This window comes from Desulfovibrio legallii, from assembly GCF_004309735.1.
Classification (GTDB): Bacteria; Desulfobacterota; Desulfovibrionia; order Desulfovibrionales; family Desulfovibrionaceae; genus Desulfovibrio; species Desulfovibrio legallii.
Map to the genome: position 1 here is coordinate 1 of NZ_SIXC01000001.1, position 11,831 is coordinate 11,831.

10 protein-coding genes and 1 pseudogene are annotated in these 11,831 nt (G+C 60.5%); 2 read left to right on the plus strand and 9 right to left on the minus strand.

Going from position 1 to position 11,831, the window contains the following annotated elements; translation table 11 throughout:
* Positions 1 to 146: pseudogene (locus EB812_RS00005) on the plus strand (integrase core domain-containing protein); the annotation flags it as partial.
* A gap of 93 nt (positions 147 to 239) precedes the next feature.
* Here EB812_RS00005 and EB812_RS00010 read toward each other — a convergent pair.
* The 4 genes from EB812_RS00010 to EB812_RS00025 form a co-directional block, all read right to left on the minus strand.
* Positions 240 to 1,613 carry an aryl-sulfate sulfotransferase gene (locus EB812_RS00010; protein WP_118230648.1) on the minus strand — a complete coding sequence of 458 codons (1,374 nt, stop codon included), beginning with the start codon at positions 1,611 to 1,613 and terminating at the stop codon, positions 240 to 242.
* 28 nt (positions 1,614 to 1,641) lie between these two features.
* Positions 1,642 to 3,228 (minus strand): outer membrane homotrimeric porin, encoded by a 1,587-nt coding sequence (locus EB812_RS00015; RefSeq protein WP_130957682.1) that lies wholly within the window; start codon positions 3,226 to 3,228, stop codon positions 1,642 to 1,644.
* Between the two features lie 32 nt (positions 3,229 to 3,260).
* Positions 3,261 to 4,661, minus strand: a complete 1,401-nt coding sequence (locus tag EB812_RS00020; RefSeq protein WP_118230646.1) for an SLC13 family permease — start codon at positions 4,659 to 4,661, stop codon at positions 3,261 to 3,263.
* Between the two features lie 73 nt (positions 4,662 to 4,734).
* The gene (locus tag EB812_RS00025; RefSeq protein WP_130957683.1) at positions 4,735 to 6,183 is read right to left on the minus strand and encodes an aryl-sulfate sulfotransferase; all 1,449 of its coding nucleotides are present in this window, start codon (positions 6,181 to 6,183) and stop codon (positions 4,735 to 4,737) included.
* 215 nt (positions 6,184 to 6,398) lie between these two features.
* Here EB812_RS00025 and EB812_RS00030 point away from each other — a divergent pair, with 215 nt between their 5' ends.
* Positions 6,399 to 7,073, plus strand: coding sequence for a Crp/Fnr family transcriptional regulator (locus EB812_RS00030; protein ID WP_118230644.1), 675 nt, complete (start codon positions 6,399 to 6,401; stop codon positions 7,071 to 7,073).
* 58 nt (positions 7,074 to 7,131) lie between these two features.
* Here EB812_RS00030 and EB812_RS00035 read toward each other — a convergent pair whose 3' ends face one another.
* From EB812_RS00035 to EB812_RS00055, 5 genes are read right to left on the minus strand one after another with little or no spacing between them, the layout of a single operon-like run.
* Positions 7,132 to 8,205 carry an HD domain-containing phosphohydrolase gene (locus EB812_RS00035; protein ID WP_130957684.1) on the minus strand — a complete coding sequence of 358 codons (1,074 nt, stop codon included), beginning with the start codon at positions 8,203 to 8,205 and terminating at the stop codon, positions 7,132 to 7,134.
* The gene (locus EB812_RS00040) at positions 8,202 to 8,807 is read right to left on the minus strand and encodes a PqiC family protein (protein WP_118230642.1); all 606 of its coding nucleotides are present in this window, start codon (positions 8,805 to 8,807) and stop codon (positions 8,202 to 8,204) included. Before EB812_RS00040 ends, EB812_RS00035 begins: the two co-directional genes overlap by 4 nt.
* Positions 8,807 to 9,775, minus strand: a complete 969-nt coding sequence (locus EB812_RS00045; protein WP_118230641.1) for an MlaD family protein — start codon at positions 9,773 to 9,775, stop codon at positions 8,807 to 8,809. Before EB812_RS00045 ends, EB812_RS00040 begins: the two co-directional genes overlap by 1 nt.
* Positions 9,772 to 10,620: an ABC transporter ATP-binding protein gene (locus tag EB812_RS00050; RefSeq protein WP_118230640.1), complete on the minus strand. Its 849-nt coding sequence runs from the start codon at positions 10,618 to 10,620 to the stop codon at positions 9,772 to 9,774. Before EB812_RS00050 ends, EB812_RS00045 begins: the two co-directional genes overlap by 4 nt.
* A gap of 3 nt (positions 10,621 to 10,623) precedes the next feature.
* Positions 10,624 to 11,751 (minus strand): MlaE family ABC transporter permease, encoded by a 1,128-nt coding sequence (locus EB812_RS00055; RefSeq protein WP_130957732.1) that lies wholly within the window; start codon positions 11,749 to 11,751, stop codon positions 10,624 to 10,626.
* Between the last annotated feature and the right edge of the window lie 80 nt (positions 11,752 to 11,831).

Genomic DNA, 11,831 nt, shown 5'->3' on the forward strand with positions numbered 1-11,831 from the left:
TACACCCACTCATGGAAAAGGGCAGCCAACTTGCCCATATGGACGCATCACTACAATTATTCGCGTCCTCACACGGCTCTTGGCAGGAAACCTCCGGCTTCAAAATTGGAGCGAGGGTGAACAACGTATTGACACTCTACATCTAGGGCGGCGACGTTATTCTGCAGTGGCGGGGAGAAAAGTTGTTCCGCGCCGCCGGTGGCACTGCTGCACGGCGCGGAACAACTTTGCATATATGACTATTGAGCCGCCGCGGGTTTCCAGACCTCAAAAAAGCGAGGGTAGCCGGGCAGAAGAGGTTGCTTCCGACTCAGATCCCTGCCTTTGAGGCCGGGGTAGTCCGGCGCGTAGCGATACGCGCGGTGGATCATATTTGTGAAAGTCTGATGGGCATTGGGCACAGCGTCGGCCCTGTCGGAAAAGACCGGTTTGGCCTTGCCTGCCATGATGGGGTTGACGAACTCCCAGACCACCTCTCCCGCCGGGGTCACTTCAAAAAGATGCCCCTGATGGGTGGAGGTAACCAGCACGTTGCCGTTGGACAGGCGTTGCGCCGCGCCCTGGCGGTAGCTGAAGAAGCTGTTGGAGCCGTTGGCCGCGTATTGCCAGACGATTTTGCCGGATTTCAAATCCACTTCAATAACGCGTGAGCGGTTGCCTTCGGGCCGTTCAGAGCCATTATCAAAGATCTGCACGTTGCCGTTGGGCAGCATGGTGGCGTTGTGCTCGCCAAAAACCTGTTGCGACCCATCGTCATACCAGCCGGGGCGCGCGCCCTGGCCGTGCGTGGAGGGGTTGCCCCAGCGCTGCACGATTTTCCCGCTTTTTTTGTCCACAATAAAGACTTCGCTGAAATTGCGGGAGTTGAGCAGAACCTGATCGGTTTTCGGCAGGTACTGCACGGTATTGAAGTGCGACCAGTCAAAGCTGTCGTAGCCGGGGCCCACGGGCGTGGGCAAGGCGTAGTTGATGTCCAGCTGGTCCGGGCCGGTGCCGATATGGTCCCAGGCGTGCCATTCCCAGACAGTTTTGCCGTCTCTGTCCACCTCGCGTACAAAATCCACCCAAAAATCGCGCACCACCTGTCCTTTGATTTTGGCTTCTTTGGGCCAGGTGCCGGGCTTGCGCCCTTTGGCCTGGAATTCCGCCGGGGTTTTGCGTTCCCAGCCGAGCACCAGGGTATTGCCGTTGGACATACGGTCGAAGCAGTGGTGCTGTATCTCATTCTCCGAGAGCATGCGGTAGGACCAGATCACATTGCTGTTCCAGTCCAGCTCCTCAAGGATGCCGCCTGCGCCGCCTATTTTTGTCGGCTGCTCCTTGGGGGCCGCCGCCCGCAGCAGGTTGCCGTTGGGCAGCAGAATGGCGTAGAGCCCTGGGGGGTACTTGCTTTGCCATGTGTGGACCACATCGCCGTTCATGTCCATAAGGTAGGTCGTGGTACATTTGTACGTGGGCGCAAACAAGGTGTAGCCATTAAAGGTTTTTTCCGATTCGTATTTGATGACGCCGGTAGGTCCGTCGTGGATTTCGTAGGCTGCGGCCCCGCCGGAAAATCCCAGCGTTAGCAGCGCCACTGTCCCGGCCAAAAAAGAACATACTGTGGTGTTCATTCCTGTTCCTCCACAAATGGGTCATTTGTCAGAATGCGTAAATGACGTTGACAGAGGCTTTCCAGGCGTCCTTCATGTTCAGGCTGGTGCCGGCGATGTTTTGGTATTGGCCCCAGACATCCTTGTCCAGCCAGAGGTGAATATAGCCCAGCTCACCAACGAAAGTCAGGTTTTCCGTAGCCTTGAACTTGCTGTCCAGGTTGACTTCAAGCCCTGTATCCGCTGTAGTGAGGTATGTGCCGAAGGAGTTGAAGTCCGTATTGTTGCGGTAGATCTGGCGGCCGTCGTTGTCGCGGCCCTGGCGGCCCGTGATGTAGGAGGCCATCTTTGTGTTGTTGGTGCCGCCGAAGTAGTTGACGCGCAGGGTGTGGGTGAGGTTTTCCAGTGAGGGAATATCCTTGACGCGCGCGCCCACGCCCCAGGTGCCTGTGGGGTTGGTGCCCAGAATGCCTTTGCCGCCGCCGATGATGGGGTTGCCCCGATACCCGAAGGTGGACAGGGAGTTGGTCAGGTTGTTGGTGGTGCTGAGGTAAGGCATCCGCTCCGAACCGTTGTCGGGGTTGGCGTCGTCGCCGCTGAAATACCAGCCGTAGAGGCCGGGCAGGCCCCAGTCCGTGGCGTATTCGGCCACTAACATGCCATACCAGCCCTGGCGGTTGAGATATTTCCGTCCGTGGTCCACGCTGCCGTAGACAAAATCCCAGCTCAGGCGGAAGGGGTCGAGCATGCTCCACTGGCCGGTAAGGCCGCCCCAGCCCATGGTGCTGTATTCACTGCTCCAGAGTGTGGATTGCGGCCGCCGACTGCTGAAGGCCGCGGGGTACAGGCCGTCGCGGAGCTGCAGGCCGTCTATGCCTTGCTGGGTGTTGTGGTTAGCCAGGGTAAAGGTTTTGCTGCCGCCGGCGGCATCTCCAATCATATTGCTTTTCAGCAGCGTATTGGGGCCCATGGCTCCGGCCATGCCCCAGGGCGTGATTTTCAGCCCTTCAAAGGTTACGGGCACACTCAGCACAAACAGGTCAAAATTGTCCAGGTAGTTTGCCGGGCTGGCGTCGTTGCCGCTCCAGTTGTCGTTGTAGAGGCGCATCCACGCGCCGGTAACGCTTACGTTGGGGTTGAACTTCCAGGAGGCGGTAATGCCCGCCACATCGTCCTGAAACACAGGGCTGTCCAGGGCAAATCCCGGCAGTTTAACACCCTGCAGGCCCATGCGCAGCTTGAGAGGCGTGTGGGGGACCATCCAGTCAATATAGGAATGTTTGACCTTGACCACCGTGCCGTCCGCGCCCAGCGCACCCCCTTGGGAACCCATGCCCCAGCGCTGTTCGCCTATCTCGAAAAATACGGTCCCGGACAAGTTTTCCGAAGCCACGGCATGCAGCTGCAGGTGCAGCCGCTGCATGGCCTCAAATTCGTCGCGCTGCTGGCGCACCGCCGCCCACTGCTGGCCTATGGTGTGGTTGCCCCGACGGTCTTTGCCCATAAAATTTCCGCCGTTAATGTAGTCAAACGCGAATTGCCAGCTGCCCTTGACCTGAAAATCTACCGCCCGGCTCTGGCCTGCAGCGCCCAACAACATAGCCGCCGCCAGCAGAAGTGTCGCCAATTTTTTCATGTTATCGCCTTTTTGCGTTGTTTTGTGCGTGTTCAGCCCAGCATGCGCCAATAGGGCATGGCAATGCAGGCGACAAATGCGCCGGCCAGGACAATGCGGATGGCCATGACCAGAACCATATCTTTGAAGTTGATGTACCCGGTGCTGAAAAAGTATAGGTACAGAGCGTATTCATAGGGGAAAATGAGGTTGTCCAGGCCGTACTGGAACGAGAAGTACAGCAGGCGCGGATCAATGCCCATCTGCATGCCCAGTTCGGCTATGGGCGTGGACAGCGTGGAGGTGGCCGCCAGCGGCGTGAGCAGGAAGTTAACGGCAACGCCTACGGCATAGGAGCAGACTCCTGCCAGGGTCGTTCCCGTTTCGCTGAACAGGGGCAACACCAGTCCAGCCAGCCAGTGCGTCACTTTGAGGTAGCCTCCGGCTGCGCCGATGGCCATGCAGCCCATGACGAAGAACAGTGGGGCAAAGTTGACCGAGGCCAAGCGCTTGCCGTCCATAAGGCTGACGCCGGGCAGAAAGGACGCCGACATGATGAGCACCAGCACCGTGCCTGCGCTGAGGTGGTGGAGCTTGTCTGTAGCGAGCAGCACCAGGGTAAGGCAAAGCAGGATGAGGGCGCGCTTTTGCTCGTCGGTCATGGCGCCCAGTTCTGCATGCTGCTTGCAGACGGTGGCCTGCAGCTTTTCCCGGTTGACGGAAGTGCGCAGCACCAGCAGCACAATGCCCAGGGACATGGCCGTATAAAGCATGGCCGGGGGAAAGTTGAATTTGGCGTATTCCATCCAGCTGGTCTGGGTGCCGAGCACCTTGTCCACCAGGCCCATGCCCATAACCAGGTCGCCTGCGCCAGTCAGGTAGGCCAGCTTGGTGGAGCCCACGGCAATGCAGGTGCCCAGCACGACGGCTGTGGCTTCGCGGCTTTTGGGCTTGAAGTCCAGGGCGTCGCACAGGGCCAGGGCCACGGCGCAGAGGATGGCGGCCTTGCCCATAATGGAGGGCACCAGCGGGGACAGGATAGCCGCGCCGATGGTGATGCCCGCCAGGGCCCCGGCAAAGCTGCCGCCGGTGAGTTTGACGCAGGTCAGGGCAATGCGCTTGCCGAGACCCGTCACCTGAATGATTTTGCCGAGCGTGAAGCCGCCGATGACGATAATGCCCACATCGGAAAGCCAGGGGGCGAATACCACCTTCTGCGAAACGCCGCACAACAGGGTATAGAGGATGGGCAGCAACACGCCCACGGCGACATCGTTCATCGTGTCCAGCGCCCAGGCGCAGACAGCCCACAGGGTTACGGCCAGAAAAGCCAGCATGGGCGGCGTAAGGCTGCCGCCGTGCGGCAGCAGGAAGTACACGCCCAGGGGCAATGCCAGGGAAAAAGCCCACTTGGCGAGCACCCCGGGGGTCAGATCCGAAGTTTTTAGCAACATACGGCAGGTCTCCTGCGGATGGATGGGGGGGATGCCCCCGCCCGGCGACAGCGGACGGGAGCATATGGAGGGGTTAGTCCTTGGGATCTTCCACGGAAGCCACGCAAAGGGCGTTGCTGCCCTCATAGGGCTGGCAGCCTTCCACACTTACTTCCTTGGCCCTGTCGCCGGCAGCGGCGGCGCCGGGCACGCGGAAGGTGGTCACATCCAGAGGCGCAATGGGGGTTTCTGCCGGTTTCTGCACTTGCGGCACCCATTCGTAGGGCACGCGGTAGGCCCGGTAGGTCATGTTCATGGGCACATGCTTGCCCCAGTAAGGCGAAATGAATTCCCAAACGATTTCGTGCTCCGGCGTTACTTCAAACACGCGACCGTCGGAGCCTTCGGTGATCAGGGTGTTGCCGTTGGGCAGACGCTGCATGCCGCTGATGAAGGGGCTGTAAAAGCGGTTGCTGTCCATGGGTTCCAGGAAGCCGGCTTCCTTGGGCGTGTACTGCCACACAATTTTGAGGCTGACGGGGTCTATCTCAAGCACGCGGGAGTGGTCGCGCAGAGCAGCCTTGACGCCTGTGGGCGCGCCGGGATTGGGCACGTCGTAGCCGGCCCAGCCGCCGTTGTCGAAAACCAGGATATTGCCCGCGCCGGGCAGGCCATGGGGCACCATGTGCGCGTGGTGTTGGCCGATGATCCAGCCGATGGCCTTGAGTTCGGGCGTGGCGTCATAGTCCGGCCCGATTTTCCAGGTAATTTTCCCGGTTTTTTTGCTGATGATGAAGATAATGTTGGTTTCACGGCCGTCCACAATGATGTTGTCGGGGTGGAAGCGTTCGTCACCGGCGTCGTACCATTTGTTGGGGCCCAGCACAGACATGGAGTTGATGTGCATCCAGTCGCCCATACCTTCGGGTTGGGTGGGGCGGTAGTTGGGGTTGCGGCAGAGGGTGTTTTTGGGGCCTTCGCGGAAGCCCATTTCGGCAAAATGTTCATGGCACGACCATTCCCAGAGGATATCGCCGTTCCAGTCCACTTCCAGGATCAGGTCGTCCAGCAGCTGTTTGTCGCTGATTGCGCTATTGCGCACATTGCGGTGGGCAAGGATCAGGGTTTTGCCCTCAAGCGCCTTGGGTTCCATGCCTGGGGCAAAGTAGCCCACGGGGTTGCCTTCACGCTGGAAGTCATGGTGATAGCGGGCGATCCAGCGGCCGGGAAACCCGGGGTCTTCAATGAATTCGTTCTGGTCAAATTTCCAGACAATATTGCCGTCCCAATCCACCTGGACAACATCAAGACCATCCTGCACACTGTATTTACCGCTGCGGCGGCCTCGGCTTGTGACAAGATAGCCGCCTGGAAGAATTTTGTTAGGCATACCGTGTACGCCTTTCCAGACGTTGATCTCGCGCCCGTTCATATCCATAAGCACAGCGCCGAGCTCCTGAGCCTGAAAAATGGTATAGCCACTCCAGCATTTTTCCGGTTTGAAAAGCGTTACACCAGTTGGATAGATTGTCGGATGACCCATATTCAACTCCTTATGTTTTCTGTTGGTGACGCAATTGCGGATGCCGTCCCCAAAAAAATTTTATTGGAATGGTAACTAGTTGGAAAATAGTTACTTTCATCCCACGATTAAAGCATATGCCGTTCTGGTTGTTTTGCGTGTTCCCATTGCAACATTTTTCACATTCTGTTTCCTTTAGGATTATGGTCATCAGAAAAACCATGGAGGATTATGCTATGCGAGAAAATTCCGAACACGGTTATTCGCGCGGTATGGCCTTCAAAGAAATGAATAATATGAATACCCCCTGGCGTGAGGTGCTGCACTTGGGGAAACGGGTGGTCTGGTCCAAGGGGCACTGCGTGCAGTTTGGGCGCGCCCTGTACTTTCTGGAACGCGGCAAGGTGCGCCTGACGCACCAGAACCTTGAGGGGGTAGAAAAAATCCTCTGGTACATTCGGGGGGGCTGCCTGTTTGGCGAAACGCCTTTTTTCGACCCCATGCCGGCAGAAAGCTATTTTTCTTGCGTAACAGACTGTATAGCCTACGAATTTACTCAGGAAGCCCTGAAGGAGATCAACACGGCCCGGCCTGATCTCATCATCAATCTGCTGGAATCCATGTCGAGGAAATTGAGGATACTGTCCAACCAGGCGTCATCGCTTTATCTGGACAATGTGCTGGTGCGTACTTGCAAGTTCCTGGCCCAGCGGCTGCAACCGGGCAGTGATCCGCTCAAGGCGGAACTGGGCATGTCGCGACAGGAGATGGCCTCCTTGCTCGGCGTGCACCGCATCTCGCTGTACAAGGTGCTGCGCCAGCAGGAGGAGAACGGAATGTTTGGCCCGTTTACCAGGGACAACATCACCATTCTGCAGCCGGAGGTATTTTTCAAACTTGTGGAGAGCTGAACGGCAGAAGAAGGGAAAGGATGGGCGGCGCAGCCCGCATTGAGCGATGCGCCTTGCGCTAGGCGTCGTTGAACCGGGTGGCTATTGCTTCAAACTTGTCCTGAATGGCCAGAAAGGCTTTGACCACATCAGGGTCAAACTGGCTGCCGCTGCCGTCCTGGATAATGGCGGCCGCCGTTGGGTGGGGCATGGGCGCCTTGTAGACGCGCTTGCTGCGCAGGGCGTCGTAAACGTCCGCCAGGCTCATGAGCCGGGCGGAAAGGGGGATTTCTTCTCCCTTGAGCCCGCGCGGATAGCCCCGGCCGTCCCAGCGTTCGTGGTGGCAGTAGGCAATATCGCTGGCCACGCGCAAAAAGGAGTTTTCTCCCAGCATTTGATCGGCGGCGGAAAGCACGGCCCAGCCGTGTACGGTATGGGCTTTCATGGCTTCATATTCTTCATCGGTAAGGGGGCCCGGCTTGTGCAGTATGGTGTCGGCAATGGCCACCTTGCCCACGTCGTGCAGCGGAGCTGAAAGATACAGCCAGAAGATGGCGTCGGCATCCAGCTGCGCCGCATAGTCGGGCAGGCCGGACATGTGTTTGGCCAGGGCCTTGACGTAGTTCTGCGTGCGGCGGATGTGCGCGCCCGTTTCGGTATCGCGCCATTCGGCCAGGCTTGCCATAGCAATAATGGTGGCTTCTTGCGTCAGAGAAAGCTGGCGGGTGCGTTCGCGCACCAGATCATTGAGGTGGTCGCGGTAGCGTTTGTATCTGAGCTGATTGGCCACCCGGTTGCGTACCAGAGAGGCTCGGAACGGCTTGATAACATAGTCCTGCGCGCCCAGTGAAAGGCCCGTGGCCTCGTCCGTTTCTTCGTTCTGGGCGGTGATGAACATGATGGGGATGTCGCGGGTTACGGCGTCTTCTTTGAGGCGGCGGCAGACCTCATAGCCGTCCATGCCGGGCATGATCACGTCCAGCAGGATGAGGTCCGGCGGCTGACGGCGGGCCAGGCGCAGGGCGTCCGGCCCGTTTTTGGCGAACATGATGGTATAGTCGTCGCGCAGGCTTTCACTGAGGATGCGCAGGTTTTCCGGTGCGTCGTCTACCAGAAGCACGCGGCAGTGTTGGTTGTCCAGGTCGGGCTTCATGGTCGTCCCCGCAGCAGTGCGGGCAAACGCGCGGCCAGATGCGCCCCCAGGCCCTGCACTAGGCGGCTTTCAGCGGCGGCCAGGGCCGCGTAGTCCTCGCGCATTGCTGCGCCTTTGCCGTGCACGGCTTCTTCTGCCGTGTAGAGGCCCCGGTCCAGCACGGCGTCCTGCCGGTCCCGCAGCGTCCAGCGCGCTTCCAGTACGGCCGTGCCTGTAAGGCTGCCGTCCAGGCGCTGCAGGTCCAGCTGCAGAAGATAGTCGCTTTTGTCCTCATCGGCCGGGGCCAGCACGGTGACGCCCGCAGCCAGCAAGGCCGGGGCCAGAACGCCCTGCACGCTGCGGCGCACGCTGGCCTGCAGGGATTCGGCCCACAGGTGGAACTGGGCCACAGTAACCTGCGTGCCGGGCCCACGGGTGACCATGCCGTTGCGGTCCAGATATTCGGGCAGCGCCACGGGGGCCAGGCGCAGGGTGCGGGCGGGCAGGGCCTCTGCACCGGTGGACACGGGGGCGGCCTCCAGCAGGTAGTAGTTGGTGGGGGCGCTGCGTCCGCAGGCGCAGAGCAGCAGCGCCATGAGCGCAAGGGGCAGAAGGCGGGGCATCAGTGTCTCCCTTGCCTGCCTTTGAGCAGGGCTTCAGGGTTGCGTTCCAGCATATCGGCCAGGGTGCGCAGGGCACGCGCGGCGTCCGAGCCTTCCTTGAGCATACGGCGCAGGTCGGCCATGGCGGGCGAATCCCGCCCCAGCACGCCCTGGGCCGAGGCCGTGGCGGCGCGCAGCTGCTGGGCGGCCACGGCCATGTTTTCCATCGCTTGACGGAAGGCAAGCAGGGTGGTGGGCAGTTCGCGTTCCACTGCGCCACTGGCCGTATCCATATTTTGCATAATCTGTTCCGCGTGCAGGCGCATGGGGCTTGTACGCAGCAGATCGCGCATCTCTTCAAAGGTATCGGCAAAAGCCGTCAGTCCCCGTTCCAGGCGGTTCTGCTCCAGGGCATTGGCCAGATTTTGCAGGACAGTGTTCAGCGAGGCGGCCATGCGCTCCAGAGGCAGGCGCTGGATGGTGCTCTGGAGCGTATCCATAGGCGATGGAATGGTGGGGATTTCATCCTCCGGCGTGGAAGAGCGGAAATTGGCCGGGCTGCCGGGGTAAAAATCCAGCTCAATGCGATATTGCCCGGTAATGAGGCTCTGCAGTTGCAGCCGCGCCCGCATGCCCCGCTGCACCATGCGGCGGATGATTTCCTCATGAAAGCCTTCCCCCGGCGCACTGGCGTTTTTGGCCAACACAAAACTGCGTTCGTCGATACGGATGTAGACCGGGATGGTGACGTTGGAATCACGCGCATTGGCCACTAGGTTGATGCGCGTGACGCTGCCCATGGGCACGCCGCGAAAAACCACGGGGGCGCCTGTGGAAAGGCCGCTCACCGAACCATCGAAATAGAGCACGTATTCCATGTCGTTGCTGAACAGGCGGCTGCCGCCCAGCCAGAGAATGCTCAGCACAAACAGGGTAAGCGCGCAGAGCACAAAGGCGCCTACGGCGGTTTTGGAAACGGGCTTGCTCATGAGGCTGTATCCTTATCCTTTGTCGAGACGACTCCGGCGTCTTCCGGGTCTGCGGCGCGGGGCGCGCCCCTGGTCAGAAACAGCCGGGCGCTTTCCGCAGTGGTTGGGTTCTGCGCCAACAGGTCAGGTCGGCCCTGCGCGGCCACCACCCTGGTCTGGGCGTCCAGAAAAATGCTGTTGCTGGCGATGGCAAAAATGCTGGCCAGCTCGTGCGAAACAATGACAAAGGTGGCCCCCAGGCTGTCCCGCAGCTCCAGGATAAGGTCGTCCAGCAGGCGGGAGCTCACGGGGTCCAGCCCGGCGGAGGGTTCGTCAAGAAACAGAATGGCCGGGTCCAGGGCCAGAGCCCTGGCCAGCCCCGCCCGTTTGCGCATGCCGCCGCTGATTTCCGAGGGGTAGTAGTCCTCAAAGCCAGCCAGACCGGTCAGGGCCAGTTTAAGGGCGGCCTGCTCCCGGATTTCTTCCGGGCCCAGGCTGGTGTACTGCTGCAAGGGCAGGCCCACATTCTCCGCCAGCGTCATGGAACTCCACAGCGCGCCGCCCTGAAACAGCACGCCCGTGTGGCGCATGATGCGGCGGCGTTCTGCCTCCGTACCGTTCCAGAAATCTGTGCCGCTGTACAGCACTTGTCCCGTCTGCGGGCGTTTCAGGCCCATGAGGGCGCGCAGCAGGGTGCTTTTGCCGCAGCCCGAACCGCCCATGATAAAAAAAATATCCCCGGTGCGTACGTCAAAGCTCACGTCCCGCATGAGCACAAAGGAGCCGTAGCCCACGGTGAGATCACGCACGCGGATGCGGACGTCCTGGGGTGCAGCGGCGGAAGCGGCGGGAAGAGGCGCGTTCATGGTTCAGACCTGCAGAACGTTGCAGATGACGGTAATAATGGATGTGGCCACGATAATGCCCACAATGGCGTGCACCACGGCCGTGGTGGTGGCCCGACCCACGGCCTGGGCGCTGCGCCCGCAGCGCAGCCCCTGGTAGCAGCCCGCCAGGGCCACGATGACGCCAAACACCGTGCCGTAGACCAAGCCGATAAGCACATGTTTGAAGGGCACCATCTGCACGGTGGCGTTGGCGTATTCCATAGAATTCAGGTTCAGCATGAGGGTGCCCACCACAAAGCCGCCCAACATGCCCATGAGGTCGGCATAGATGGTCAGCAGCGGGATCATCAGAGTCAGGGCCAGCACCCGGGGCAGGACCAGAAAATCCACCGGCGAAATGCCCAGAGCGGAAAGGGCGTCCACTTCCTCATTGACCTGCATGGTGCCGATCAGGGCCGCGTAGGCCGCGCCCACCCGACCGGACATGACCACCCCCACCATAATGGCCCCCATGACCCGCAGCATGCCAATGCCCACCAGCCCCGCCACATAGATCTGCGCGCCGAACTGGGTCAGCTGCACCGCGCCCACAAAGGCCAGGATCAGGCCAAACAGCAGGCTGGTCAGAGAAATAATAGGCAGGGCCAGCACGCCGCATTCGTACATGGCCGTGAGCATATCCTGCGCGCGCATATTGGCCCGGCCCACGCAAAGCCGCCCCAGCGCCAGGGTTACATCGCCAAGAAAATCAAGAAAATCCCGCACTTTTGGCGGCAGGCCCAAGGCCCGGCCGCCCAGTTCGGCCAGCAGGCCAGGGCGTTGCGTGGTTTTGCCTGCGCCTTCCTTGGCGGGCACGGCAAAGGCCAGGCGCAGCAGTCGTTCCAGGCCGTCGGGCAGCTCCGTGCGCACCATGAGCTTTCGGGCGTGGGCTGTCTTGAGCAGCTGCACAAGAAAGACCAGCAGGCTGCTGTCCCACGGGCCCAAGGCTTCGCTGGTCACCTCCAGCCGGGCCACGCGCGGGTCTGCGGCCTGCCGCAGGGCGTTTTGGGTGTCCGGAGGCCAAGGGGCCTCCATGTCCCAGCGGCCGCCCACGCGGACGCAAAGCAGAGGCCCCTGCAGGGCGGCGGTTACTTGCGCACTTGTTTCCATCTCTATAGTATATGCGTCGGACTGCATCTTCGCAAGGGGCCTGTCCCCGCGCGCCGCGCCTCCTGTCACCTTCAGCACCC

Coding starts and splice junctions, on each gene's coding strand:
- EB812_RS00010 (WP_118230648.1), bottom strand. CDS start 1,613: ATGAACACCACAGTATGTTCTTTTTTGGCCGGGACAGTGGCGCTGCTA.
- EB812_RS00015 (WP_130957682.1), bottom strand. CDS start 3,228: ATGAAAAAATTGGCGACACTTCTGCTGGCGGCGGCTATGTTGTTGGGC.
- EB812_RS00020 (WP_118230646.1), bottom strand. CDS start 4,661: ATGTTGCTAAAAACTTCGGATCTGACCCCCGGGGTGCTCGCCAAGTGG.
- EB812_RS00025 (WP_130957683.1), bottom strand. CDS start 6,183: ATGGGTCATCCGACAATCTATCCAACTGGTGTAACGCTTTTCAAACCG.
- EB812_RS00030 (WP_118230644.1), top strand. CDS start 6,399: ATGCGAGAAAATTCCGAACACGGTTATTCGCGCGGTATGGCCTTCAAA.
- EB812_RS00035 (WP_130957684.1), bottom strand. CDS start 8,205: ATGAAGCCCGACCTGGACAACCAACACTGCCGCGTGCTTCTGGTAGAC.
- EB812_RS00040 (WP_118230642.1), bottom strand. CDS start 8,807: ATGCCCCGCCTTCTGCCCCTTGCGCTCATGGCGCTGCTGCTCTGCGCC.
- EB812_RS00045 (WP_118230641.1), bottom strand. CDS start 9,775: ATGAGCAAGCCCGTTTCCAAAACCGCCGTAGGCGCCTTTGTGCTCTGC.
- EB812_RS00050 (WP_118230640.1), bottom strand. CDS start 10,620: ATGAACGCGCCTCTTCCCGCCGCTTCCGCCGCTGCACCCCAGGACGTC.
- EB812_RS00055 (WP_130957732.1), bottom strand. CDS start 11,751: ATGGAAACAAGTGCGCAAGTAACCGCCGCCCTGCAGGGGCCTCTGCTT.